Annotated in this window: 25 protein-coding genes; 11 read left to right on the forward strand and 14 right to left on the reverse strand. The window is 67.2% G+C overall.

Going from position 1 to position 25,206, the window contains the following annotated elements; genetic code table 11:
• Positions 1–50 precede the first annotated feature (50 nt).
• Complete coding sequence (locus E1263_RS02515; protein WP_238161047.1) at positions 51–1,037, forward strand: cation diffusion facilitator family transporter; 987 nt, start codon at positions 51–53, stop codon at positions 1,035–1,037.
• On the opposite strand, the gene E1263_RS02520 is transcribed toward E1263_RS02515, so the two are convergent.
• Positions 1,020–1,685, reverse strand: coding sequence for a transglycosylase SLT domain-containing protein (locus tag E1263_RS02520; RefSeq protein ID WP_132164871.1), 666 nt, complete (start codon positions 1,683–1,685; stop codon positions 1,020–1,022). The two genes, E1263_RS02515 and E1263_RS02520, sit on opposite strands and share 18 nt — an antisense overlap.
• Positions 1,686–1,784: 99 nt before the next feature.
• Between E1263_RS02520 and E1263_RS02525 the strand changes: the two genes are divergently transcribed.
• From E1263_RS02525 to E1263_RS02540, 4 genes are all read left to right on the forward strand, one after another.
• Positions 1,785–2,693 (forward strand): AurF N-oxygenase family protein, encoded by a 909-nt coding sequence (locus tag E1263_RS02525; RefSeq protein WP_132164873.1) that lies wholly within the window; start codon positions 1,785–1,787, stop codon positions 2,691–2,693.
• Positions 2,694–2,700: 7 nt separating this feature from the next.
• Complete coding sequence (locus E1263_RS02530; protein ID WP_132164875.1) at positions 2,701–4,188, forward strand: FAD-dependent oxidoreductase; 1,488 nt, start codon at positions 2,701–2,703, stop codon at positions 4,186–4,188.
• Between the two features lie 562 nt (positions 4,189–4,750).
• Positions 4,751–5,611 carry a poly(ethylene terephthalate) hydrolase family protein gene (locus tag E1263_RS02535; protein WP_132164877.1) on the forward strand — a complete coding sequence of 287 codons (861 nt, stop codon included), beginning with the start codon at positions 4,751–4,753 and terminating at the stop codon, positions 5,609–5,611.
• Between the two features lie 4 nt (positions 5,612–5,615).
• Complete coding sequence (locus E1263_RS02540) at positions 5,616–7,271, forward strand: glycoside hydrolase family 9 protein (protein ID WP_202868687.1); 1,656 nt, start codon at positions 5,616–5,618, stop codon at positions 7,269–7,271.
• 6 nt (positions 7,272–7,277) lie between these two features.
• Here the strand turns inward: E1263_RS02540 and E1263_RS02545 are convergent, their stop codons facing one another.
• The 3 genes from E1263_RS02545 to E1263_RS02555 are packed head-to-tail and all read right to left on the reverse strand — an operon-like array spanning position 7,278 to position 10,638.
• Positions 7,278–8,951, reverse strand: coding sequence for an FAD-binding oxidoreductase (locus E1263_RS02545; RefSeq protein ID WP_132164881.1), 1,674 nt, complete (start codon positions 8,949–8,951; stop codon positions 7,278–7,280).
• A gap of 21 nt (positions 8,952–8,972) precedes the next feature.
• Entirely contained in the window at positions 8,973–9,917 is a 945-nt protein-coding gene (locus tag E1263_RS02550; protein ID WP_132164883.1) for a TIGR03621 family F420-dependent LLM class oxidoreductase, read from the reverse strand.
• Positions 9,907–10,638: a lysophospholipid acyltransferase family protein gene (locus tag E1263_RS02555; protein ID WP_132164885.1), complete on the reverse strand. Its 732-nt coding sequence runs from the start codon at positions 10,636–10,638 to the stop codon at positions 9,907–9,909. Before E1263_RS02555 ends, E1263_RS02550 begins: the two co-directional genes overlap by 11 nt.
• Before the next feature lie 64 nt (positions 10,639–10,702).
• Here E1263_RS02555 and tsaD point away from each other — a divergent pair, with 64 nt between their 5' ends.
• On the forward strand, positions 10,703–11,746 hold the full coding sequence (gene tsaD, locus E1263_RS02560) for a tRNA (adenosine(37)-N6)-threonylcarbamoyltransferase complex transferase subunit TsaD (RefSeq protein WP_132164887.1): 1,044 nt from the start codon (positions 10,703–10,705) through the stop codon (positions 11,744–11,746).
• Between the two features lie 343 nt (positions 11,747–12,089).
• Positions 12,090–14,393 (forward strand): DEAD/DEAH box helicase, encoded by a 2,304-nt coding sequence (locus E1263_RS02565; RefSeq protein WP_337590266.1) that lies wholly within the window; start codon positions 12,090–12,092, stop codon positions 14,391–14,393.
• A gap of 61 nt (positions 14,394–14,454) precedes the next feature.
• On the opposite strand, the gene E1263_RS02570 is transcribed toward E1263_RS02565, so the two are convergent.
• The 5 genes from E1263_RS02570 to E1263_RS02590 all read right to left on the reverse strand — a co-directional run bounded on the left by E1263_RS02570 (position 14,455) and on the right by E1263_RS02590 (position 18,441).
• On the reverse strand, positions 14,455–14,844 hold the full coding sequence (locus tag E1263_RS02570) for an STAS domain-containing protein (protein ID WP_165956435.1): 390 nt from the start codon (positions 14,842–14,844) through the stop codon (positions 14,455–14,457).
• 160 nt (positions 14,845–15,004) lie between these two features.
• Positions 15,005–15,604 carry a DUF1684 domain-containing protein gene (locus E1263_RS02575; protein WP_132164891.1) on the reverse strand — a complete coding sequence of 200 codons (600 nt, stop codon included), beginning with the start codon at positions 15,602–15,604 and terminating at the stop codon, positions 15,005–15,007.
• Positions 15,604–17,076 carry a carboxylesterase/lipase family protein gene (locus E1263_RS02580; RefSeq protein ID WP_132164893.1) on the reverse strand — a complete coding sequence of 491 codons (1,473 nt, stop codon included), beginning with the start codon at positions 17,074–17,076 and terminating at the stop codon, positions 15,604–15,606. The genes E1263_RS02575 and E1263_RS02580 overlap by 1 nt, the downstream gene beginning before the upstream one ends.
• A gap of 51 nt (positions 17,077–17,127) precedes the next feature.
• A complete protein-coding gene (locus E1263_RS02585) occupies positions 17,128–17,607 on the reverse strand; it encodes a MarR family winged helix-turn-helix transcriptional regulator (RefSeq protein WP_132164895.1) in 480 nt (159 codons plus the stop codon).
• A gap of 21 nt (positions 17,608–17,628) precedes the next feature.
• Positions 17,629–18,441, reverse strand: a complete 813-nt coding sequence (locus E1263_RS02590; RefSeq protein WP_165956436.1) for a deoxyribonuclease IV — start codon at positions 18,439–18,441, stop codon at positions 17,629–17,631.
• A 52-nt stretch (positions 18,442–18,493) separates the two neighbouring features.
• Here E1263_RS02590 and E1263_RS02595 point away from each other — a divergent pair, with 52 nt between their 5' ends.
• A complete protein-coding gene (locus tag E1263_RS02595) occupies positions 18,494–19,060 on the forward strand; it encodes a TetR/AcrR family transcriptional regulator (RefSeq protein ID WP_132164899.1) in 567 nt (188 codons plus the stop codon).
• Between the two features lie 33 nt (positions 19,061–19,093).
• Positions 19,094–20,155: an SLAC1 family transporter gene (locus E1263_RS02600; protein ID WP_132164901.1), complete on the forward strand. Its 1,062-nt coding sequence runs from the start codon at positions 19,094–19,096 to the stop codon at positions 20,153–20,155.
• 48 nt (positions 20,156–20,203) lie between these two features.
• Here the strand turns inward: E1263_RS02600 and E1263_RS02605 are convergent, their stop codons facing one another.
• Positions 20,204–20,377 carry a CsbD family protein gene (locus E1263_RS02605; protein ID WP_132164903.1) on the reverse strand — a complete coding sequence of 58 codons (174 nt, stop codon included), beginning with the start codon at positions 20,375–20,377 and terminating at the stop codon, positions 20,204–20,206.
• Between the two features lie 61 nt (positions 20,378–20,438).
• On the reverse strand, positions 20,439–21,416 hold the full coding sequence (locus E1263_RS02610; protein ID WP_132164905.1) for a glycoside hydrolase family protein: 978 nt from the start codon (positions 21,414–21,416) through the stop codon (positions 20,439–20,441).
• A gap of 148 nt (positions 21,417–21,564) precedes the next feature.
• Between E1263_RS02610 and E1263_RS02615 the strand changes: the two genes are divergently transcribed.
• Complete coding sequence (locus tag E1263_RS02615) at positions 21,565–22,902, forward strand: glycoside hydrolase family 27 protein (protein ID WP_202868688.1); 1,338 nt, start codon at positions 21,565–21,567, stop codon at positions 22,900–22,902.
• A 155-nt stretch (positions 22,903–23,057) separates the two neighbouring features.
• A complete protein-coding gene (locus E1263_RS02620) occupies positions 23,058–23,312 on the forward strand; it encodes a hypothetical protein (protein ID WP_132164907.1) in 255 nt (84 codons plus the stop codon).
• A gap of 4 nt (positions 23,313–23,316) precedes the next feature.
• On the opposite strand, the gene E1263_RS02625 is transcribed toward E1263_RS02620, so the two are convergent.
• From E1263_RS02625 to E1263_RS02635, 3 genes are all read right to left on the reverse strand, one after another.
• Positions 23,317–24,189, reverse strand: coding sequence for a phosphotransferase family protein (locus E1263_RS02625; protein ID WP_165956437.1), 873 nt, complete (start codon positions 24,187–24,189; stop codon positions 23,317–23,319).
• A 135-nt stretch (positions 24,190–24,324) separates the two neighbouring features.
• Positions 24,325–24,600 carry a WhiB family transcriptional regulator gene (locus E1263_RS02630; protein WP_272949637.1) on the reverse strand — a complete coding sequence of 92 codons (276 nt, stop codon included), beginning with the start codon at positions 24,598–24,600 and terminating at the stop codon, positions 24,325–24,327.
• A gap of 39 nt (positions 24,601–24,639) precedes the next feature.
• Positions 24,640–25,206: SDR family NAD(P)-dependent oxidoreductase (locus E1263_RS02635; protein WP_132164911.1), on the reverse strand; the 567-nt coding region annotated here is incomplete at its 5' end.

Raw genomic sequence — 25,206 nt, forward strand, 5'->3', positions numbered from 1 at the left:
CCGCCGCGTCGGGCGTCGTCACGCGGCGTGTCCGGTCTACTGTCGAACCCGTGAGCAGCACGCAGGCAGACAGCACCGAGGCCGGCAGCGGCGAGTCGAACGGCGGCGAGAGCCTCATCACCGTGATCGTCGCCCTGACCGCGAACATCCTGATCGCCATCGCCAAGACCGTCGTCGCCGTGATCACCGCATCCGCGTCGATGGTCGCCGAAGCCGCCCACTCCTGGGCCGACGCCGGCAACGAGGTCTTCCTCCTGATCGGCGAACGCCGCGCCGCCAAACCCGCCGACGCCACCCACCCACTCGGGTACGGCCGGGTCGGGTACATCTGGTCGATGTTCGCCGCCTTCGGCCTGTTTGCCGTCGGCGCCGCCGTCTCGGTCTGGCACGGCATCCAAGCGCTCCGCAGCGGCGAGGCCGAAGAAGCCTCCTACACCTGGGCGTACGCCGTACTGGGTGTGTCCTTCATTCTCGAAGGCATCTCCTTCGCCCAAGCCCTCCGCCAGACGAAGTCCGCAGCCTCCCTGCGCCACGTCCGCCCCCTGCAGTACGTGAAGGCGACCTCCAACCCGATCCTGCGAGCAGTCTTCGTCGAAGACCTGGTCGCCCTGATCGGCATCCTGGTCGCCGCCCTCGGCATCGCGCTGCACCAACTCACCGGCAACGCCGCCTGGGACGCCATCGGCTCCATCGTCGTCGGCCTCCTCCTCGGCTTCGTCGCCCTCTTCCTGATCAGCCGCAACATGGATTTCCTCACCGGCGAAACCGTCAGCCCCACCGCCCACAACCGAGCCCTGACCGCCCTCCTCGAACACCACGAGATCGAAGCCGTCAGCTTCCTGCACATGGAATGGGTAGGCGCCGACAAAATCTTCCTCGTCGCCGCCGTCGACCTCACCGGCAACGCTCCCGAATCCGACGTGGCCGCCCGCCTCAACACCATCGAAGACGCCCTCAACGCCCGCCCCGAAATAGAACGGGCCCTCCTCACCCTCACCCGCCCCGGCGACACCACCCAGCTACTGCCGAGCAGCTAGCCCTGACTTGTCCCAGTTGGCGTGCAGCCGGTCCAGGTATGTCTGGGCCTGCGCGCCGGGGTGGGCGCCGCGGGCGAAGGCTCGCATGTTGCCGGCGCCGGTGTTGTAGCCGAGGGCCAGTAGCTCGTCCTTGGTGAAGGTGGACTTGCGGTGGGTGGGGAGTCGGTTGGCGAGGTCGTGGAGGTGCCAGGCGGCTGCCTCGATGGCGAGCTCGGGGTGGTCGGGGAGTTCTTCCCATTGGCGCTTGGCGAAGCGGCCGCGTTTGGTTTGGTCGAAGGCGGCGCGGTGCATGTTCGCGATGCCGAAGGACGCGTCGGGCTTGATGCGCTGCCAGGAACGTTCGAGCTCCGGCGTGTGCGGCTTGTAGTCCTCGTTGTAGAGGATCGCCATCAGCAACTGAGGGCTGATTCCGGCCTTCTTGGCCGACTTCCGGACCGGTACGGCGAAGTGCGCCGGGTCGTAGTCGTCGTACCAGTTCCCGACCGACCGGTCCGCCGGTGCCGGCTGAGGTGTTGTCGCCGGCTTCGGCGTGGGCTTGGTCGACACGACGGATTCGCGAGGAGCCGCCTTGGGCTCGTCGTTGTCCCGCGCGCTCCAGACGCCGACCACAAGCACACCAGCGATCACAACCCACCAACGCTTACCCACTCACCCACCGTAGCCGTTCCCGGTCGGCGCACCCCTCTAGACATCTGACATTGACGATGTAACATCAGAAGTGGCTTATTCCGATGAACGGAGACGACCATGACTGTGACGGACTCCGCCAGTACCGACCGGCTAGGCGACCACAGCGTCGCCGCGCAACTGCTGCGCTCATCCGACACGGTGTCCTACGACCCGCTCGTCGAGGTCGACTGGGAGACGCCGCTCGACAAGGGACACCACGGCCTGAGTCCGGAATGGAGCACGCTGTACGGCACGGCGTACTGGAATGAGATGGGCGAAGATCTCCAGAAAGCGCTCACCCGCCAGGAGGCAGCGTCGGTCGCAAGCACCGGGATCTGGTTCGAGATGATCCTGCAGCAGATGATGCTGCGCGACTTCTACGCCAAGGACCCGACCGATCCGGACTTCCAATGGGCGCTGACCGAGATCGCCGACGAGTGCCGGCACTCGATCATGTTCGCCCGCGGTGCCGCCAAGCTCGAGGCGCCCGCCTACCGGCCGCGCCGGCATGTGATCGAGCTCGGCCGCGCCTTCAAGACCATCGCCTCCGCCGAGACCGCGTACGCCGCGATTCTGGTCGCCGAGGAAGTCACCGACGTGATGCAGCGCGACTGGATGCGCGATGACCGGATCGCCCCCTTCATCCGGACGATCAGCAACATCCACGTCGTCGAGGAATCCCGGCACATGAAGTTCGCCCGCGAAGAGGTCCGCGAACAACTCGCGCAGGCCGGTCGGGTCCGGCGGATGAAGAGCAGCGTCATCGTTGCCGCAGCGGCCTACTTCATCATCAAGAGCATGGTGAACAGCCAGGCCTACGCCGCAGCCGGGCTCGATGTAGAGCGCTCTCTGCGTGAAGCCCGCGCCAACGAGCACTACAAGTCGATGCTCCGCTCTAGCTGCGCCGGGCTGATGGAATTCCTGTCATCGGTCGGGCTGCTCACCCGTCCGGCCGTCGCGATCTATCGCCGCGCACACCTGATCTGAGGTTCGGATGCCCTACGCGATCACGCAGACATGCTGCGCCGACGCGAGCTGCGTGTCGGTCTGCCCGGTCAACTGCATCCACCCGACACCGCAAGAGCGCGCGTTCGGCAGCACCGAGATGCTGTACGTCGACCCGAACACCTGCATCTCCTGCGGCGCCTGCACCGATGCCTGTCCGGCAGACGCGATCCACCCGATCGAAACCCTCACTGGGCCGCTGCAGCAGTACGCCGCCATCAACGCCGCCTACTTCGATGACATCCCCGCAGCCACCGACCCAGCACCGAACTTCCACCTCTGGGACCAGCCCGAGCCGCCGCGTCCGTTGCCCTCGACCCGGATCCCGTTGCGCGTGGCAATCGTCGGCACCGGCCCCGCCGGCATGTACGCGGCCGAAGACCTCCTGCTCCACACCGACGCCGAGGTCACCCTGATCGACCGCCTGCCCTCCCCCGGCGGCCTACTCCGGTACGGCGTCGCTCCCGACCACCTCGCCACCCGCAAGGTCGCTGAGCGCTTCACGCGGTTCCACGATCATCCGCGAACGCGCACTGTCCTCGGTGTCGAGATCGGCCGCGACCTCACCCACGAAGACCTGCTGAGCCACCACAACGCGGTCATCTACGCGGTCGGTAGCGCCACCGACCGCCAGCTCGGTATCCCTGGCGAAGACCTCCCCGGCAGCATCCCCGCCCGCCGCTTGGTCAGCTGGTATAACGGCCACCCCGAGGTCACCCCCGACGCGATCCACCTCCCAACCGGCCGCGTCGTGATCGCTGGCACCGGCAACGTGGCGCTGGACGTTGCCCGCATTCTCACGACCGAACCAGCCGCTTTGCGCGACACCGAGATCGCTCCGAGAGCGCTCTCCGCGCTCGCAAACCACGAAGACCGCGAGGTCGTGCTGCTCGCTCGCCGCGGTCCGGGCGAGGCGTCGTACAGTCTGTCCGAGCTCTTCGAACTCCAGCACCTAGCCGGCGTCGACCTGGTTGTCGACGATCACGACCCCCGCATCCGCGCCGCCGTCGCCTCAGCTGCCAATGCCAAGGCGGCAGCCCTCCGCGACGTCGCCTTCGAGACGATCGATTGGGACACCGACCCCAAGCCGGGTCGCCGAATCGTGCTGCGCTTCTACACCTCCGCGGCCGAGCTCACCGGCGACAGCCGAGTCCAGGCAGTCCGCACCACCGACGGCCTGGAACTCGCCACCGAACTCTTCATCCGCTCAGTCGGCTACCGCGGCGCAGCGATCCCCGGCCTGCCCTTCGACGAAGAAGCCGGCACCGTCCCGAACGACGCCGGCCGCGTCACCGATCGCCCCGGGACATATGTCGTCGGCTGGATCAAACGCGGCCCCACCGGCGGCATCGGCACCAACCGCAGTTGCGCGAAGCAAACAGTCGACGCCCTCGTAGCCGACGCAACCGCCGGCCACCTCGCACCCCCTCCCGGCTCCCGCCGAAAGTTCCTCCGCCTAGCCAAGCGGCGCCGCTAACCCACCTCGGGGCTGGCCGTTCGCGCACGAACCGCCCTGGCGCCGAACCGCCACCACCCACTAACTGGGCAGCCCACCCCATCCACCACGCTCAGATGTGGCGCCGAACCGGCCGCCACGGGATGTTGGTGGGTGGTGGCGGTCCGCCTATCCCCGGCCGACCAAACCCGCCCCGCGAGTGGCGCCACTCGCCGATCCGTCCTCGACTGTGCGAACCCTGTCGCCGGCAACCGCTATCCAGCAGCACATTTCTTCCACTCGCGGACGCGAACACCCGGTGGGTTCAGTCGCGGAGGCCCGGTGGGTTCACTGGGCTGGGTTGGGCGAGGGATGGGCGTGCGGCACTGATCAAGTGCGGGGTTCCGGGGTAGCCGGAGTGCGGCTGGGCGTCGGGCGGCGCGGGATGGGGAGGTTGGTCAGCGCTGGGGGTTCGCGCTTGCGACGCAGGAGTTGTGAGGCGTCACAAAGGGTGGGAACAAACTTTGACTCGCGGGCCGAAGCGCTCAGCACCGATCACCGCGAGAATCGACGGGTCCGCCCCGACATCCCGGAAGGTGCCAGCATGCCCAGAGTTACCGTCGCCCTGAAAGCGCTTCTCGCCGCCACACTCATCAGCTTGGTCGCCGCGCAACCAGCCACGGCGGCGCCTCCGAGGACCACCGAAGCAACGACGGCAGCGCGGTACTACGAGCAACTCGGCCCGCACCAGGTGACGAAGACGGCAGGTGGCCCCGACCACACGCTCTACTACCCCAGCGATCTGACCACCAGCACCACCAAACATCCGGTGGTTCTCTGGGGGAACGGCACTTTCGCGACGGTCGAGCAGTACGACGAGTTCCTCCGGCATCTCGCGTCGTGGGGCTTCGTGGTGGCTGCCGCGAACACCGGGCAGTCCGGCTCCGGCCAGGAGATGCTTGCCGGCGGCAAGTTCCTGATCGCCGAGAACACGCGTTCCGGCAGCATCTTCCAGAACCGCATCGACACCCAGAACATCGGCGCCGCCGGCCACTCGCAGGGTGGCGGCGGGGCCATCAACGCCGGTGCGGATCCGATGGTGAAGGTGACTATCCCGGTGCAGCCCGGGCCGATCGGATTCGTCCCCAGCCTCCGCGGTCCGAGCCTGTTCATCGCCGGCCAGCTTGACATCGTCGTACTGCCGCTCTTGGTTCGCCTCCAATACGGCGCGGCCACAAACCATCCCGCCGTGTTCGCCGAGCTCAGAGGCGCCGGCCACAACGCCACCGGAGAGCCCCGCACACACCTGATCGGGCTCAGTACGGCGTGGTTCCGCTACTGGCTCGCCGGCGACCAGCGCGCCAAGTCGGTCTTCTTCGGCCCGCGCAGTTCGGCCGAGCTCTTCACCGACGGCGCAGCCTGGTCGGCCGCAGACCGCAACGCCAAGGCCGATGCTGTTGGATAGAACCATGGCTCAGATTCTGGTGTCGCATCTCGGCTACAGCAGCGCGGCGAGCAAGGCCGTGGTCGCCGAAGTGCCGTCCGCGATCATCAGCGCCACGCTGGAAGGAACCGGTACGGCGATCGCTCTCGAACCACACCCAAGTGAGCGAGTCCCCGGCTGGACCGGCGGCCCGTACGCGCGCATCCCATTCCCCCCAAACGTTGCCGACGGCACGTACGTCGTACGGGTGGTGATCGAGGGCGGTGAGGTCGTCTCATCGCCGTTCGTGATTGGCGCGGAGCGGATCCAGCGGCAGTCGATGTCCGACGTACTGGCGTATTTCAAGGCGATGCGGTCGAGCGGCGAGATCGACCGGAAGGACCGGGCCGCGAAGTTCTGGGGTGATGATTCCGGAGCGACCGTCGATGCCCGCGGTGGCTGGCTGGATGCGAGTGGCGACACCAGCAAGTTCTTGTCGCATCTGACGTACACGTCGACGATGAGTCCGCAGCAGATTCCCTTGTGTGCTTGGGCAATGCTGGCTGCGCGCGACCAGCTGAACCCCAACCTCACCAGGATGCTGAGCACGCGGTTGCGGGACGAAGCGCTGTGGGGTGCGGACTTCCTGATGCGGTTCCGGTCGCCGGAAGGCTATTTCTACACCGGCATCTTCGACGCGCTCACCAAACAACTGGAGGAGCGAGTCGTCACCGCTCCCCTGCAGAACAGCGTGCGCACCAGCCGCTACCAGGCCGGCTACCGCCAAGGCGGCGGGCTCGCGATCGCCGCCCTCGCCCGAGCGTCAACCGTCGATGATGACGGCGAGTTCACCCGCGCCGAGTATCTGCAGGCAGCGCAGCAGGGTTTCGAGCATCTCGAACAGCACAACCTCGAGTACCTCTTCGACGGCACCGAGTCGGTCCTCGACGACTACACCGCCCTGTTGGCCGCCACGGAATTAGTTGCGGCCGGCATCGATGCCGAGCAGGCTGCCCGGCAGCGAGCCGCGTCGCTGCAAGACAGATACGTGCAACCCGAGACCGGTCCCGGATGGTTCCGGGCCGATGAGCTCGGCCGACCGTTCTTCCATGCAGCCGAACCGGGATTGCCGATCCTTGCCCTGCTGCGATACGCCGACGTACTGCAGGATGAAGCGGCACGAGAGACCGCTCTCCGGGCGATGCTCGACATCATCCAGCGCACGGACGCCGTACCGAATCCGTTCGGCTATCCGCGCACCCTCGTGCAGCCGCTCGACGAAGAAGCGCGCGAGTCGTTCTTCTTCCCGCACGCGAACGAGACCGGCTACTGGTGGCAGGGCGAGAACGCCGCCATCGCGTCGCTGTCCACCGCGGCCAGTGCATGCGCCCGGATCGCCGAAACAGCAGCGCAAAGAGATCGGTTGACCACCTTCGCCGACGATCAACTGGCCTGGGTCACCGGCCGGAATCCGTTCGACGTCTGCATGTTGCAAGGCCGCGGCCGGAACAATCCCGACTATGCCTCGGACTTCCCGAACTTCCCCGGCGGCATCGTCAACGGCATCACCGCAGGCTTCACAGACGAGCAGGACATCGCGTTCCTGCCCGTCGATGGTCCCGACGGCGACGAGTGGCGGTGGGCGGAACAATGGATTCCGCACACCGCGTGGTTCCTGCTCGCCACCGCCGCAGCGCGATAGACCAGGTCAGCTGACGATCTTGCCCGGGTTCAGGTTGCGGCCCGGGTCGACGGCGGTGAAAATTCCGCTCACCATCTGTACACCCGGCTCGGAGATGTCGTCCGCGAGCCAGCGCGAGTGCTCCGTGCCGACCGCGTGGTGGTGCGACAAGGTGCCATTGGCATCCATGAATGCCTGCTGCACCGCCGACTTCACCACGTCGTACTGAGCAACCGGGTCGCCCTCGCCGGCCTTGAACGCGAAGGTGAAGTACAGGCAGGCGCCGCTGTGGTACGAGTGCGACAGGTGGCACATGACCCAGCCCTTCACGCCGAGCTGCGCAAAGGACTTCTGCACCCGCTCAACCGCCGTGTCATACAGCGGCATCAGGTGCGACCACGACGCCGAGGTCTCGGATACGTCGGCCAGCGCACCCCGGTCGAGCAGGAAGTCGCGGATGTACGGCGTATCGAACTTCTTCTGGTCGTAGAGCGCTCCCGGGCCCTCTCCGACACCGATTCCGCCGTGCGCGGCGACGATCTTCTTGACCAGCTTGCGCTGCCGGGCAACGTGTTCCGCGCTGCCCTCGTACCCGATGAACGACAGGCACATCTGCTCGAGGTCCCAGCCGCGCCGCTTCAGTACGGCGATCAGCGCCGAGCTCATGAACTTCGAGAAACCCTTGCTGACCTTGCGAGTAGCGAACGAGAACTGGGTCTCTCGGGAGTCCGAGATCCGGGTGATCGACGGCGTCGCGTCGCTGGCGGAGATCGCCTGCATCGCTGCCACGCCGCGCTTCCAGTCCGGGAAGAAGTAGCCGATGACGACCCGCTTCTCCGGCTTGCGGTGCACCTGGACGGTGGCCTCGGTGATGACACCGAGCCGGCCTTCGCTGCCCAGGATCATCTCGCGGACGCTCGGCCCGCTCGACGTCACCGGCACAGCCCGCGTCGCGAGCGTCCCACCAGGCTGTACGACGCGCATCGCGCGGGTGATGTCCGCGATGTCGCCGAACTTGTCGGACTGCATCCCCGACGAGCGGGTCGCGATCCAGCCACCGAGCGAGCTGTGGGTGAAGCTGTCCGGGAAGTGGCCCATCGTCCAGCCGCGCTCACCGAGCTGCTTCTCGAGATCCGGGCCGAGGGCACCGGCCTGAATCCGGGCCAGCCCGGACTCCTCGTCGATCGACAACACCTTGTTGAGCCGACCCAGGTCGAGCGAAACCACCTGACGCGTCTCGTCGGACGGCGCCTCCAGGCTGCCCGCGATGTTGCTGCCGCCACCAAACGGAATCAGTACGGCGTCCGCTGCCAGCACCGCGTCCATGACGGCCACGATCTGCGCCTCGTCGGCCGGGTACACGACGACATCGGGGATCCGGCGCAGATCACTCGCGCGGATCCGCACCAGATCGCGCAAGCTCTTGCCGAAGGCATGCACAACGCGGTCCAGGTCGGTGCTGACGACGTACTCGTCGCCGAGAGCGCCAGAGAGCGCTTTCTGCAGATCTTCGGACAGCTGCGACGCCGGTACGGCGAGGTCCTCGAAGGCCATCGGCGGCTCCGCCGGGGCATTCAGGTCGACGTCGATGACCTTCTGGACGAAGGGCGCCAGCGAAGGCTTGTCGTCGTGGGAGAACGCGACGCCGTCGACGCCCCAGCCCCACCACTTCATGTGCTGCACAGTCTTGATATCGGGCATGTTCAAGTCCTCTCAGAACAGTCAGGAGCCGGCGAGCTTGGCGACGATCGGGGCCATCGAGTCCAGCGCGTCCACGGCGATGCCGATCGACGAGATGCCGAACCGCTCCCGCCGTACCAGCAGGTCGTTGATGATCTCGTCGACCGAGCCGAACAGGGCATGCGGCGTACCGAGGGCCTGCTCGGGCGTGAGCCCGAAGCCGGCGGCCAGGTTGTTCGCCATCTCGGTCCGGTCCGAACCGGGCAGCGCCAGATGGATTCGGCTCTGCAGAACGAGGTCGGGGAAGCGCTCACCCGCGGCCTCACGGATCCACGCGATCTTCTGATCCGTGGCGTCGACCGTCGCGTTCACACCGACCGATGAGTCGATCAGGCCCTTCTGCATGTTCATGTTGATCGCCACCACGTCGGCCTCGCGCCCAGCCAGCGAAAGCACCCGCTTGCCACCGCCACCGATCACGATCGGCGGATACGGCCGCTGCGTCGGCTTCGGCGTCCCCTGGAGACCACGCACCTGGTAGTGCTTGCCCTCGAAGTGGCACGGCTCGTCAGCGAACAGCCCCTTCAGTACGGCGAGCGCCTCCTCGAGCCGGTCGATCCGCACACCGGGCGGATCGAGCTGAATGCCGGCCCGCTCGTAGTCGGTGTGCAGCCAGCCCGCCCCCAGCCCGAGGTCGAAACGCCCGCCGGAGAGCGCGTCCAGCGTGGCCGCTTCCTTCGCGAGCACGACCGGGTGCCGGTAGTCGTTGCAGAACAGCATCGACCCGATCCGCAGCGTCGTGGTCGCGTTCGCGGCGGCCATCAGGGCGGCGATCGGCGCGATCTGCTCGTCCAGGTGGTCGGAGACGGTCAGGCTGTAGTAGCCGAGGTCCTCGACCTTGCGGGCCAGCGCGGCCCACGACTGTGGGGTGACCTCGTTGGGCGAGGAACACTGCACAGTGAAACGGAACGGCTTGTCAGCCGGCATTGCGGACTCCTTGATCGTGAAGAGCGGTCACTGCAGCCTGCATCCGAGCGGCGAACTCGGGCACCGATTCCCCTGCTCGGGGCGTCAGCGGGGCACCGATCGCGAACCGGACCGGGGGCCGTCCCGGACGCGGCCAGTTCCGCCCTCGCGGCATCGCATCGTATGCGCCGGTGAGCCCGATCGGGAGACAGGGCACCCCTTTGCTCACGCACAGCGCGGCGGCGCCGGCCTGGAAATCACCCATCAGACCGTCGCGAGAGCGCGTTCCCTCCGGGAACACGAGGAGGCTGAAACCGTCGTCCAGCAGCCGGCCCGACGTACCGCGCATCGGCCGGTTCTTGCCCCCGTCGTTCTTGCCCCCGTCGCTCTTGCCACGGTCGATCGGGAACGCGTTGAACACCAGCCCGGTCAGGATCGCCCGCTTCTTGCTGTCGAAGAAGTAGTCCGCAGCCGCGCCGACCGCCAGCCGCCGGGTCAGCGCGAGTGGGAGGAACGTCACCATCAGCGGCGCATCGAGGTGGCTCGAATGGTTCGCGACCACGACCATCGGCCCGGCGGCCTCCGGACGACCGTCGACCTTGACCCGGACCAGATACCGCATCAACGGCTTCAGCACCCCGCGCTGGATCACGATCCGCAACAGCCCAGCCGCTCGCGACTCGAGCCAGGCGGGCTGACGCTTCGCAACAGGGGCAGGTTCTGGAGTTGCTTCAGCGCTCATCGGCGTTGACCTTACCTGCGACCCGATCGCAGAAGGAAGCGGCTTGGTCACATAGTCTGCGGCCATGAGCATCACCCTCGGACTCGAGACGTCCTGTGACGAGACCGGCGTCGGCATCGTGCGCGACGGCGTCCTCCTCGGCCAGGCGCTCGCCTCGAGCATGGACCAGCACATCCGGTACGGCGGCGTCGTACCGGAGGTTGCTGCTCGCGCGCACCTGGAGTCGGTCAGCCAGGTCCTGCGACAGGCCCTCACCAACGCTGATGTCAGCCTCGACCAGGTCGACGCGATCGCGGTCACGTCCGGCCCCGGCCTGGCCAGCTCCCTGCACGTCGGCGTCTCCGCCGCCAAGGCGTGGGCGCTCGCGCTCAACAAACCCCTGTACGCCGTCCATCACGTGGCCGGCCATGTCGCCGCGGACACCCTGGAACACGGTCCGCTGCCCGAGCGCTCGATCGCACTGATCGTCTCCGGCGGCCATTCGTCGCTGCTGATGCTCGGCGACCTCGCCACCGATCCGATCGTCCATCTCGGTGACACTCTCGACGATGCGGCCGGCGAGGCCTTCGACAAGGTGGCCAGACTGCTCGGGCTGCCTTACCCCGGCGGACCGTCGATCCAGCGAGCTGCCGAGACCGGAGACCCCACTGCGGTGGACCTGCCGCGGCCGTTGCTGGGCAGCAAGGTGAGCGAGTGCCATCGGTACGCGTTCTCCTTCTCCGGCCTCAAGTCCGCGGTCGCTCGGCATGTCCAGCTCGCGCAGCGCACAGGAGCGCCGCTGCAGGCGGAGGACGTGGCGGCGTCGTTCCAGGAGGCGGTGGTCGACGTTCTGGTCACCAAGGCGGTCGCGGCGTGCCGCGACCATGACATCGACACCCTACTGATCGTCGGCGGCGTCGCAGCCAACGCCCGCCTCCGCTCGGTCGCCGAGACGCGCTGCCGAGCGGCCGGCATCACGCTCCGTGTTCCCGCGCCCAAACTCTGTACCGACAACGGCGCCATGATCGCCGCGATCGGCGATCTGATCGTGCACTCCGGCGCGAAGCCCTCCGGCTACGAATTCGGCGCCGATTCGTCCGCTCCCCTCGACCGCAGCCTGCTGGTCTGAAACTGCCGGACGGACTTCGGGGTCCGGTAGGTGACCTGACCTGATGCCGAGCGTAGTATTCTGGCAACACCGAACATCGGCATCGCCTTTCTGGGCCGATCGTTACCGTCGCCGGCCGGAGTGTGGCCGAACCGTGCGGTGATCGGCCGCGCATCGATCGGCGAAGCGCCGTCAGTACAGATCCGCCGGAATCCACGATCTCGATCGCTGGCCGGAGCGCCGGATTCGCGCTCCTAGGGGTGGCCCGCAGCGGGCCGCTCTGCGACGTGTCGCCGTCGGGGCGCTGACACGCGGTGCCGCGTTCGCCTTGGACAGTGGTCCGTGGCACGACAGAGGAGGACCCTTGGCCCGACGAGGTCAGCGCCAGTCCGGGGCTGCCAGCAGCGGCTCCGGCCGTCGGCAATCCGGCGACACCGGCGACAGCGGCGGCGCTCGCCGCCAATCCGGTGACACCCGCAGTTCCAGCGGTGGCGCGGCCGGTGGCCGTAGCTCCAGCCGCTCTTCCTCCGGGAGCCGCGGCTCCAGCAGCAGCGCGAATGGTCGTGGGTCTGGTGGCGGTGCCGCTGGTGGCAGCGCAGCCAACCGCAAGCGTCGCCCGGCCAAGGACGCCGAGGGTCTGATCCCAGTCCTGGCGAAGGCCGTCCGTGAGGTTGAGGGTGCCGTCGAGCGGGCTGCGATCAAGCCGTCGACCCGGACGAAATTCCAGGTCGTGGCGCTGCTCGTCCGCGAGGAGCGCGCCCGGGTGAACGGTGACGCCTCGGCGACCGACGCGCATCGGGCCGAGCAGCTGCGCCGCCTCGACGGTGTGGCCACAATTCTCGCCAAGACGGCCGCCCTCGAGCCCGCGCTGCTGCAGTTGCTCGCCGAGGACACCGTCATCTCCGAGTCCGCCGCAGCCCTGCGTCGCGAGATGCTGACCGCGGCCGGTCTGGAGGCTCCCGAGGAGCCGAAGGCCCCGGAGCCGGAGACCGCTCCCGAGCCGACCCGTCGCGTCGTGCCGCAGACCGTCGTCGCCCGGCAGCTCGCGAACCCGTTCCTCGCCCCGGACTTCAGCGCCGCCCCGGTCTCCCGGCCGGTCCGCGCCCGCCGCCTCGCCGGGTGGGAGCTCATCACTCCCCTGCTCCGCTCCTTCGAGTACGCCGCTCCTTCCGCGAGCATGCCGCTGCCGGAGCCGACCAACTTGCGGATCGCCGTCGGTCAGGAGCTGATGCCGCATCAGTCGCGCCTGATCGCTTCGGCTGCTTCCGGCCACCGCAGCTTCCTGCTGGCCGACGAGCCCGGTCTCGGCAAGACCGCCCAGGCGCTGCTCGCGGCCAAGGCGGCCGACGCGTATCCGCTGCTCGTCGTCGTGCCGAACGTCGTCAAGACCAACTGGGCCCGCGAGGCCGCGATCTGGACGCCGCAGAAGAAGGCGACCGTGATCCACGGTGACGGTGCCTCGATCGACGGCTTCGCCGATATCGTCGTGGTCAACTACGAGGTGCTCGACCGGCACGTCGGCTGGCTCGGTGACCTCGGTTTCCGCGGCATGGTCGTCGACGAGGCGCACTTCATCAAGAACAAGAAGTCCCAGCGGTCGCGGAACGTGCTCGAACTGTCGGAGCGCATCCGCACCCGCAGCACCCGGCCGCTGCTGATGGCCCTGACCGGGACGCCGCTGATCAACTCGATCGAGGACTTCACCGCGATCTGGCAGTTCCTCGGCTGGATCGACGAGAAGGGCCCGCGGGCCGACCTGATGGAGTCGCTCGAGGAGACCGAGCTCGTCCCGGCCGACCCCGGCTTCTACGCCGCGGCCCGGACGTCCGTGATCAACATGGGGATCGTCCGGCGCCGCAAGGTCGACGTCGCCGCCGACATCCCGGCCCGCCGGATCGCCGATCTCCCGGTCGAGCTCGACGGAGCGGTCGGCCGTTCCATCCACGAGGCCGAGCGCGAGCTCGCCGAGCGGCTGGTCAAGCGGTACAACACGGCGCTGGAGACCCGGACGTCCGGCGTCACCGTGGAAGGCATCGACCACGAGCTGGTCCGCCGGGTCGCCGGCTGGGAACGCCAGGAGATGGACAACAAGAAGACCGGTGAGAACGTCTTCTCTCTGGTCCGCCGGATCGGTCTGGCCAAGGCCGGCCTGGCCGCCGACTACGCCGCCCAGCTCGCCCAGAGCGTCGGCAAGGTCGTCTTCTTCGCCCGGCACATCGAGGCGATGGACACCGCCGAGGCGCTGTTCGCCGAGCGCGGGATCAAGTTCGCCTCGATCCGCGGTGATCAGACGGCGACCAAGCGGCAGAAGAACATCGACGCGTTCACCAACGACCCGGATGTCTCGATCGCGGTCTGCTCACTGCTCGCCGCGGGCGTCGGCCTCAATCTGCAGGTCGCGTCGAACGTCGTACTGGCCGAGCTGTCCTGGACGAACGCCGAGCAGACGCAGGCGATCGACCGGGTGCACCGGATCGGTCAGGAGATGCCGGTCACCGCGTGGCGGATCATCGCCGCGCAGACCATCGATACCCGCATCGCCGACCTGATCGACTCGAAGGCCGGCCTGGCGGCCATCGCCCTCGACGGTTCCGACGAAGAGACCGGGTCGTCCGCCGACGTCCAGCTCGAAGCCCTCGTCTCGCTGCTCACCGACGCACTGTCCTGACGGACCTTCGGCGCCGGCCCCCTCGGGGTCGGCGCCGTTCTGCGTTGCAAGGCGCCGGGTTCTAGGGCGCCGGCCGGTACGACGGCAAGGCGTGCGGCAGCTCGCCGTACGTCGGAATGGCATGCGGTGCGAGCAGGTCGCCCAGCCACGGCTGCCCACCGGCCACTCGCAACCAGCCGCCGTGCTCCCGCGCCAGCGCCTCGGCCGCAGCCAGTACGCCGACACCCTCGACGCCGAGCTCGCGAACGCGACGGACATCGACGACGACCGTCGAAGACTTCGTGGTGATCACTCGCCGCAGTTGCTCGGCAAATTCCGGCGCTGACCCGGCGTCCACCGTGCCCGCGACCTTCACGACGACACAGCCGCCGACCGCCGACCAGGCACAAACAAACGACCCACTACCGTCGACCGGCTTCCCGAGCGTCCGAACAATCTGTGGCTGACTCACTCGCACCACTCCTCACTCCGCTGCTTCCGTAGTACCCACTCCCCTTGCCAGAGGAACGTAGCGAGCAGCAAGTCCATCACCGGGCTCATAGTGTCCACCATCGACCAAGTCATGCTGCGGCACGCCACTCCGGAGAGTAACGATGGACGCGTGCGGCGTTCTAGAGCCGAGGTGTGAGCTCGCCGACCGGAAGCGGGACGATGACGGTGTTGGTTTTCGGGGCGAGGGGGCAGGTCCAGCGGGGGCTGTAGGCGCAGGACGGGTTGTAGGCGAAGTTGAGGTCGATCACGAGCCGGCCGTCGCGGTAGTCACCGCCGAGGTCGGCGCCTTTGACGGTGTCGATCAGGTAGCGACCGCCGCCGTACGTGCGCTTGCCGGCCAGTGCGTCCTTTACGGGGACGAAGAGGCCGCCGCCGTACGACTCGAGCCACCACACGTCGAGATCGCCGATGTCGGGCAGGTGCACGACACCGACCCGGCTGAACGGGATCACGCCGTCGGTTGCCGACGGCACCTCCCAGCGCACCGGCTCGACATCGTTGTCGATGGCAACATCAAAGCGCAGGTCGGGGCGGTAGGCCCCGATCTCAGGACCCTTGTACGACGACCGCTCCTCGACCGGCGAGGCCGGATGCGTCTTCAGTAGCTCGTCCCGGCCGGTCTGCCAGAGCTTGTGCGCCTGGGCCGGGTCCGCGGTGGACCGGACTGCTTCGTAGAGCGCGAAAACGTGCCGCCGCCAGTCGGCCGTCTCCAACGACATCAGACGCCCCAGACCGCGAGCTCATCTGCGCGCGGAGCTGATTTGAGCTCGGAGGTCGGGTGATCGAAGGTCATCACGGCCCGGGTCGACGCCTCGTACGCCGGCCAACCCGGGTCACCGGTCGCCGCGAAGGTGACCCACACGCCATGCATGGTGTCGGCCAACTCCTGCGGCGCGACCCCGCCGTACAGGGGCGATTTGGCGGTGCCGAGGGTGTCGAACATGAACGCCAACTCAAGTGAGTGACATGCACCGACACCTTCAAGCGGCGACTTCCATGCGAACTCGTAGAGGTACGGCGTTCCATGCGGACCCTGCGCGGCTGCGAGCTGAATGCTCGGGACGGTGAAGATCGAGTCGGTCACCACCGCGTTCAAGATCTCGCCGGGCGACTGGTCCGGCCGACCGGCGATGTAGGCCGCAGTGATCTCCGGCGGAACGCCCATGCCAGCGAGCGCGGGCGTCAGCACTTCGGGCGTGATGGTGGCGGCCAGGCCGGACGGCACGGTGAAGAAGCTGAACTCATCACTCGTGGAGCCAACCAGTACGTCGACGCCTTCCGCGGAACCGCGAGCGATGGCATCGATCGGCACCTCGAAGATCAGCTTGTTGTCGATCACCGGCATCACCGGCATGATCCCGCCGCCGACCGCGATCGTGCTCGCGCCCCAGCGAGTCGGGTCGGGCTTGAGCCGCATCTCGATCGCGACCGCGCGTTGTGCGGCCAGCAGATCTTCGATGCTGACCGAGGCAAGCCCGGCAGCCGAATACTCCACGCCGAGCCGCTTGGCGACCTCGGCTGCGACAGCACCGGCGTCCGTTTCGAGCGCGGCCACTCCGGCCGAACCACTCTGCACGATAGCCCGCCGGAACAGGCCCTTGGCAGCAGGGATCGACAGCAGGGTCGCGACACTCATCCCGCCGGCCGACTCACCGGCGATCGTCACGCGGTCCGGATCGCCACCGAAGGCTGCGATGTTCTCCTGCACCCACTGCAGCGCCGCGACCTGATCGAGCAGCCCGCGGTTGCTCGGCGCGCCCGGGACCACGCCGAAGCCCTGGATCCCCAGCCGGTAGTTCACTCCGACAAGTACGACGCCGTCGCGGGCGAACGCCGTACCGTCGTATTCAGGAACGGCGTTGGACCCGTTGCGGAAGGCACCGCCGTGGATCCAGACGAGGACCGGCAGACCGCTACCGCCGGGAGTCCACACATTCACGTTGAGCGTATCCGGGCCGGGGATGCCCGGGTTCGCCAGCAGTCCGTCGTACGGCGGCTCGTAGCCGGGCTGCGGGATGGTCGCCCCGAGCGCGGTCGCGTCGCGCACGCCGTCCCACGTGACCGGCTCGGGGGCTTGGTAGGCCTTCTCCCCCAGCGGTGCCGCTGCGTACGGAATCCCGAGGAACGCAGTCACCTCGCCGTCCGTCCGGCCCTTGACCTGTCCGCCCGAAGTCACCACGATCGCGTCCACGCATCATGCTTACCACGCCGTCACCAACCTGCACTGGAGTCGTGCGCGGCGTCACTTGTCGCGCGAGAGCACATCCAGCAGGAGCTCAAGCGCATCGATGACCCGCGCCCGGTCGTCGCCCAGCCCTTCGAGCAGGTCAACCTCCTGCGCGAGCTGCCGCGGGAACAACCGATCCGTCACGGCTTCCCCTTCGGGCGTGAGCCGGATCAGCGCCGCCCGCTTGTCGTTGGGGCTGGGCTCGCGCTTGACGAAACCGCGCGCCTCAAGCCGATTCAGCGTCTTGCTGACGGCCGCCCGCGAATGCCGCATCTGGTCGGCCAGTTGCCGCGCGATCGTCGGATTCGTGTCGTGCCGAAGCCGGATGCAGATGTCGAGCTCCGCGCTGGTCAGCGGTGCATCGACGTAGATCGGCTCCATCGCCTCGTCCAGCAGCCGCTGGATCCGCTTCAGCGGCCCGATCACTTCCATCGCCGACGTGTCCAGATCAGGCCGGGCGGTCGCCCACATCCCCTGCACCATGTCCCGGCCCATCGATCTCCTCCACGGCAACTGTTAACCAGTTGACGATCCTACCGGCGGACGGCCCCCAGAGCCAGCAGCCCCGTTTCGGGTGAGCTCCTTCAGCAGCGCCACATCTTCAGCATGAGTCGGCGTCTCGACCAGCATCGGGACGTCCGGGAAGTTCTTCAGGAACGCCTCAAGAGCCGGTACGCCGATGGTTCCGCGGCCCAGGGATTCGTGGCGATCGCGGCGGGAGCCTTGCGGATCGCGGCTGTCGTTCACATGCAGGAGCGCGACCGGGAGATCCGTCGTGATCTTGGCGAGGTCCTCCCCCGCGGCATGCAGATGGCAAGTGTCGAGGCAGACACCAACCCGCTCGTCGTTGACCGCCTGGATGTAGTCGCCGGTGGTTTCGAGATTGGCCGCTGCCGCCTCACCTCCACCAGCGGTGGGCTCAATCAGGAGCCGCACGTCGGTACGGTCGAGGATCGGCGCAATGACGTCGTGCAGGCCGTTCAAGACCGTCGTACGGCGGGTGCCGTCGACGAGCGAACCGGCGTGGACCACGACCATGCCGGCGCCGATCGCGGCGGCTCGTTCCAGACAGAGTTCGAGGGCGTCGACGGATTGCTTGAGCACTCTCTCCGAGGGTGAGCACAGGTTGATCAGGTGCGGGGCGTGGAGGACGACCGGGATCTCACAGGCTTCGCGGAACGCCTCATCGGCGGCCGGGTCGGCGGCTCGGGGCGCCCAGCTGCGCGGGTTGCCGCCGAAGAGCTGGATGATCTCAGCGCCGACCTCGCGCGCTTCGGCCAGGCCGACCTTCACCAGGCCGCCGCCGACGGCGACGTGTGAGCCGATCACTCTGCACTCCCAAGGTTCTAGACTTCTGGGTACAGAATAGTAGGGTGGCGCAATGGCTAGACCGATGACCTTCGATGCGGACGTCGTGATCGATCACGCGGTCGGGATCTTCTGGCGGCAGGGGTTCGCCGCGACCACACCGCAGAACCTGGTCGACGAGCTCGGCATCGGCAAGGGCAGCCTCTACAACACCTTCAAGAGCAAGCACCACCTCTTCACGCTGGCCTTGCGGCACTACAGCCAGCAGCGGATGGATGAGTTGGCCACCGGCCTCGAGGGACCTGGGGCTTTGAAACCCCGCTTGCGGGAAGCGCTGGCGACGCTGGCCGGGGTCGGCGAACATCAACTCGGCTGCCTGACCGTCAATGCGGTCGCCGAGGTCGGGATGGCCGATGCGGCCGTCGCGGAGATCGCCACCGAGCTGTTCGAGCGGATGCAGGAGATCTTCCGATCGGCCATCAAGCGCGGACAGGAATCCGGCGAGATCGCTGCGACACGGGCGCCGGCCGCCGCCGCTGGTGCGCTCATGGCGGCCGCGATCGGCACCGCCGTACTGGCGAAGGCCGGCACCTCCCCCACCCAACTCCGACGCATTCTGGATGCTGCGGTTGATATTTGACCGCTAGGTACACAACTGCCTAAAGTGGTCGTCGTGACTCGCTTCCGGTACGTCGGTCCCAACTGGTACGCCGTCGTGATGGGCACCGCGATCATCCCGGGCGCCGGGATCGGCCTCCCGCATCAGTTTCCGGGCGCCGTCCACGTCTGGCAGGTCTTCGCGGTCCTCGCGTTCATGTCGCTGCTCGTCCTGGTGGTTGCCCGCGGCATCCATTGGTTCGCGCACACCGATCAGGCCCGGGCCGGACTGCTCGATCCCGCCATTGCGCCGTTCTACGCCTGCATTTCGCTCGCGTTCCTCGCGGTCGGGCTGGTCTCCTGGACGGTCGGCCACACGTTCCTGCCGGACGGCCTCGCGATCGGACTGAGCGCCGTACTGTGGATCATCGGCACGGTCGTCGGTATCGCCTGCGCAGTCGGGCTGACGCTGCTGATGATCATCAAGCACGACCTCGCGATCGCAGCGGCCGGACCAGCCTGGCTGCTCCCGCCGACCGACATGATGGTGTCCGCCGCTTTCGCGAAACCGCTTCTTGAGCACCTGGATCCCGGTCAGGGCAAGTCGTTGCTGATCATCGCGCTGTACATGATGTTCGGTCTCGATCTGCTGATGACGATCGTGGTTCTGCCGCTGATCCTGCATCGTCTATTCGTCAACGGTCCGCTCCCGATCCAGGCGACACCGGCGCTCTTCATCGTGATTGCGCCCTTCGGTCAAGGAGTCAATGCCCTCGGCAACCTTGGCGACCAAGCCGTTCGATCCGGGCTCCCAGCGCCGTACGCCGAAGGTCTGCAGGCGCTGTCGGTCGTCGGCGGCGTGCCGTTGATGGGGTTCACGCTGCTGTGGGGCGCGATCTGCCTCGGGCTGCTCGCGTGGGCGTTCACCAAGGGGCTCAAGTTCTCGATGGCCTGGTGGGGCATCCCGTTCTCGTGGGGCACGATCGTCACAGGCATGACCAACATCAGCAAGCACACCGAGATCGGGGCGCTCTCCTGGTTCACGGTCGCTTGCTACGTCGTACTGGCGGGGCTGTTCCTCTACGGCTGGCCGATCACCATCTGGCGCCTCATCACCGGCAAGCTGCCCGCGGCATAGAACAGCGCCGGCCCACACGCCAGGTGCGGACCGACGCCGTACCAGTACTTAGTGCTTGAAAGCGTCCTTGGCCTTTTCGCCGGCCTGCTTCAGGTCGGCCTTGGTCTGATCGACCTGGCCCTCGGCCTGGAGATCGCGGTCATCAGTCGCGTCCCCGGTCATCTCCTTGACCTTGCCCTTGGCCGCTTCAGCAGCATTCTTCAGCTTGTCTCCGACGCTCATGATCACTCCTCCGCGTTTCCGCTAGGACGCCCCGGTGCCCACACCGAAACGATCCATGCACTCAGCGGTAAACCTTCGCGAACTCCTCGAGCGGAGCACCCTGATACCCCCACGGAACCCGGCTGACACGGCCGAACATCGCATCCGCCGACGCACGAGCCTCAGTCTTCGCAAGCTTCTTCAGCACGTAGGCGTACTTGTTGTGCGCCATCAGATCCGGAGCTTCCCGGTGCCGGTCGGGGTGCAGCCACTTCGCCCGCGACTCGATCAGCGGGTCCTGCCACTGACCCGAAAGCTTTGCGAGCTTCCCGATCCGCTTGGTACTGCTCTCCTCGGAGAAGCTCATGATGTAGAGCCGAGCCTCGATCACTGCGTCCGTGATCACCGTCCCGAGGACGCTGCCCGGCCGCGCCCGATCCGACGCCTGCGCCGCGAAGTCGAGCAACTCCTCGATCGAGGTCCCGTACCACTTGGGCGCACTCGCGTGAATGTAGCTGGTGTGCGCCGCATAGCTGTCGGGATGCCTATCTGTCGCTTCGGCCAGCAACTGCTGATGCACCGGCAACTTGGCTCCCAGTCCGATGGCCACCCATTGATAGACGGTCCACGGTGTCGCATCGTCCGGGGCGGCGTCGATCGCGGCCTCCACGACCTCCTTCGCCGCGACCAGGATGTCCTGGAACGTCGCGAATCGCTGCTCGGTGACGTACTTCGCCTGCGCGCCAGTCCGGACCTCCCAGCCCTCCTTCACCAGGGTCTGGGCGAGCAGAAGCAGCAGCTCGGGATCCCCGGGAGCCTGCTCAAGCCGTGCCTCGAGCTGCTCGGACCGCCCGATGGCAGCCTCGCTGAGACCGTCGGTCCAGACTGCGCGCCGATCCGGATCATTGGTTTGCTGCTTGAACGCGGCCAGCGGGGAGTCGAGATCTCCGTCACGCAGTGCGGCGTAGGCGGCGTCGAGCTCCTGGTCGTCCCAGGTGCGGTCGAGGATCAGCCCGTCGGTGCTCGGCGGAGCACTCGTCTTCCGCGAGAAAATACCCATCCCGGAAGGATAAACGCGCGCACGGGCCGCACTGGACCGGATTGCACGTTGCTGCAAACGATAAGTCGTTACATTCTTGACGTGGTGAAGTAACACTCGTACGGTACCGGGGATGCTCCCGCTGTCCCTGTGACGAAAGGCGTCCTCCTTGTCCTCCTCGCGCTTTCTCCGCCATGCAGTCGCGCTGGCGGCCGCCGTACCGGTCCTGTTCGCCGCCGCCGTCGTCCCCGCCGAGGCGAAGAGCGACTTCAGCATCAAGCCGTTCATGGGCTGGAGCTCGTGGAGCGTTCAGTCGTCGAACAATCCGGCGTACGGGACGAAGTGGCTGACCGAGGCCAACGTGAAGTCGGCCGCCGACTCGATGGCCAAGAACCTGCGGCACGCGGGCTACAACCAGATCAACCTGGACGCCGGCTGGAACGCGAACTGGAACTGGGAGTTCCGCACCGACGCCAACGGGATCCCCGAGGCCGACCCGGAGCGCTTCCCGAACGGCATCGAGAGTCTCGCGCGCTACGTGCACAGCAAGGGCCTCAAGATCGGCCTGTACGGCGGCGCCGGGCTCCAGACCGCGATCTACGACAAGAACGCGCCGATCCTCGGGACGAGCTGCACCACGCAGGACATCACCGTGTACCCGCTGGTGAAGACGAACATGTGGGGCGGCGACTGGAAGATCGACTTCACCAAGCCGTGCGCGCAGGCGTACTTCAACTCGATCGCGAAGCGGTTCGCCGCCTGGGGAATCGACTTCCTGAAGGTCGACGGCGTCATCGCCGAGAACGTCCCGGACATCAAGGCGTGGTCGAAGGCGATCGACCAGAGCGGCCGCAAGATGTGGCTGACCGCGAGCGCCTGGCCGATCCCGCGCGAGGCCGGTGAAGGACTGCAGCCGTGGGCGAACAGCGTCCGCGTCAACACCGACGTCGAGTGCTACTGCAACACGGTGTCGACGTGGACGAGCTCCGTCGACAATCGCTGGGAAGACCTGCCGAAGTGGCTGGACGTCGTCCGGCCGAACTATTGGCCCGACCTCGACTCGATGCCGATCAACAACAACACGGGCGTCGGCATCCAGGACGGCATCAACGAGACCGAACGCCAGTCCGTGATGACGTTCTGGTCGATGGCCTCGTCGCCCCTGTACGTCGGTGGCGATCTCCAGAACATCGACCGTCGTGCTGTCGCGATCCTGACGAACCGCGAGGTGATCGCGGTCGACCAGGCCGGTGTCATCCCGACCCGCGTCACCGACGGCACTCTGCAGATCTGGAAGAAGCGCCTGCCCGGCGGCAAGCTCGCTGTCGCCGTCTACAACCTGGGCGACACCACCGCCGACATTCCGGTCAGCTGGAACCAGCTCGGGATCCACGGCAGCAAGAACGTCCGCGATCTCGTTGCCCATGACAACCTTGGCCGCGCCAACAAGTCCTGGACCGCTACCGCCGTACCGGCGCACGGGTCGCGGCTGATCACGCTGTCCTGATTCGTCCGGCTCAGCTTCCTGCGGCGGGCGACCTGCCCTCGCCCGCCGCAGGGTGACACCTATCCGACACACGATGGTGATTGTGCAGTTGTACGGCGCGGGAGCAAGCTAGGGACCGTTCCGCCCCGGACCCGTTGTAAAGGGGAAAAAACCGCATGACCACGGCACATATCGACGTCACGGACCACGAACACCTGCCGAACGACGGCTGCGAGACAGTCGACCACGAGGGCCACGTCGACCACGTCCACGGCGGCGAACGCCACCCCGAAGCCGCTGTGCACGCCGGCCACGCCGACGCGCACACCGCCGACGACGGCTGCGAAACCGTTCCGCACGGCGACCACGAAGACCACCTGCACGACGGCCACCGTCACTTCCAGCACGACGACCACGTGCACGAACACTGACCCGTCAACTGTTGAGTAGCGCAGCCGCCAGTCCGACTGCATCGTCGCGTCCATAGGGATCGTCGTCATGGGCGTTGGCAATCAGCAGCATGTGGATGGCGCGGTACGTCCTGAGCCGCTCGGCCTCATAGCCGAAGCGGCTCACCACCGCCGCGTCAAACGCTGCCTCGACCTCACGGATCCCCGGGTCCCAAAGGGCGAACATCGTGCTCGCAGTAGCTGCGTCGTACGCCGGATCGCCGCTCACCGTCAGCAACCCGAAGTCGATGATCGAGGTCGGGCGGCAGTCCGCATCAACCAAGATGTTCCCCGCGGTCACATCGCCGTGAACAAGGCCATCCCCGTCGTCAGGCAACTGCCGCAGCAACCGCTCGACCTTCCCGTCGAGATCGTGAATCGCCGGCCCGAGCTTGCCCCGGAACCGCTCTACCCGCCGCACGGTCAGCTCTTTGAGTGCATCCGGCCAGCTCTGCCCTGGCCTCCTGAACGGGTCGACCTCATCCAGCACCGGAAGCTCCGGCCGCACCGTCACCGTCGCCAACTCCCCCAGCACGTCGAGCAAACAGTCCCGCGCCGGTTCCCCAAAGTGCGGAGCGACGCTATGCAACGGAACGCCCGGCAACTCGGCCTCAACCGTCACCCGATACGACGACCCTTCGTGCACCTCGAGAATCTCCGGCGTGCGGACGGTGAGCCCGTCCTTGCCCAGCGCCGCGTAAAAGTCAGCCAGCAACCTCAGCTCCGCCGTACCGGCGTGAAACCAAACCTTCGCGATCGTCCCGCCACCCAGCCTGAACACCGCGCCTTGCATCCCGATCGCAATCTGCTCAGCATCCGGATACCCCGGCAGATGGTCTCGCAGCAGAATCTCGGTCACGGCCTCACCGTAGAGCGGGCCGCCAGGTCGGCGCGCGTGGTTTTCCGGGGGAGGCGGACCGCCACCACTGTCCAACTCTGTGCGGGCCGTGCGGTTCACGCTCAGCGGCATCGGATCGAGGGGCGGAATCGGACGTTAGTCAGTGGGGGCGGTCCGCTTTTGTTTGAGCTGGCGGCGTTCGGTGTCGGTGAGGCCGCCCCAGATGCCTGCGTCTTGGCCGGTTTCCAGGGCCCAGTCCAGGCAGTCGGCGCGGGCGGCGCAGCGGTGGCAGACTCGTTTGGCTGCCTCGGTCTGGCGCAGGGAGGGGCCGGTGGTGCCGATCGGGAAGAAGAGTTCGGGGTCCTCGCCCCGGCAGGCGGCCTCGAGGATCCAGCCGGCCGCCCGCACCCGCATCTCCGTCTCGCTGCTCATGAAAGTAAGACCACGGCGGCGAGCTTTCTGTGACACCGTTCAGTGCAGCGTGTACCCGCCATCGATGACCACGACTGATCCGGTCATGAAGCTCGACGCGTCCGAGGCCAGGAACAGGACGGTCGGCGCGATCTCCTCCGGTACGGCGTAACGCTGCATCGGCGCGTCATCGATCCAGCGCGCCTTGAACCGCGGTTCGTCAACCGGCGCCATCTCGGTCTTGGTGTAGCCAGGCGCGACAGCGTTCACCCGGATGTTCAGCGGCGCCCACTCGGCGGCCAGCGACTTCGTCAGCTGATGCACCGCTGCCTTCGATGCGTTGTACGCCGGCTGCCACTGCGGCCGATTCACAATCTGCGCCGAGATCGACCCCACGTTGACGATCGTCCCGCCACCCACCGTCTTGAAATGCTCCGCCGCCGACTGACTCAACTTCCACAGCCCACTCACATTCGTCGCGAACACCTCGTCCCACTCCGCATCCGGCACCTCCAACGCCGGCCGGTGGAAACAAGCCCCCGCGTTGTTCACCAAAATGTCGAACCGCCCGGTCGCCTCCACAGCCGCCGCAACCGCCGCCCGCCCCGACTCCCGATCATTCACATC

This window comes from Kribbella antibiotica (assembly GCF_004349055.1).
GTDB classification, from domain to species: domain Bacteria; phylum Actinomycetota; class Actinomycetes; order Propionibacteriales; family Kribbellaceae; genus Kribbella; species Kribbella antibiotica.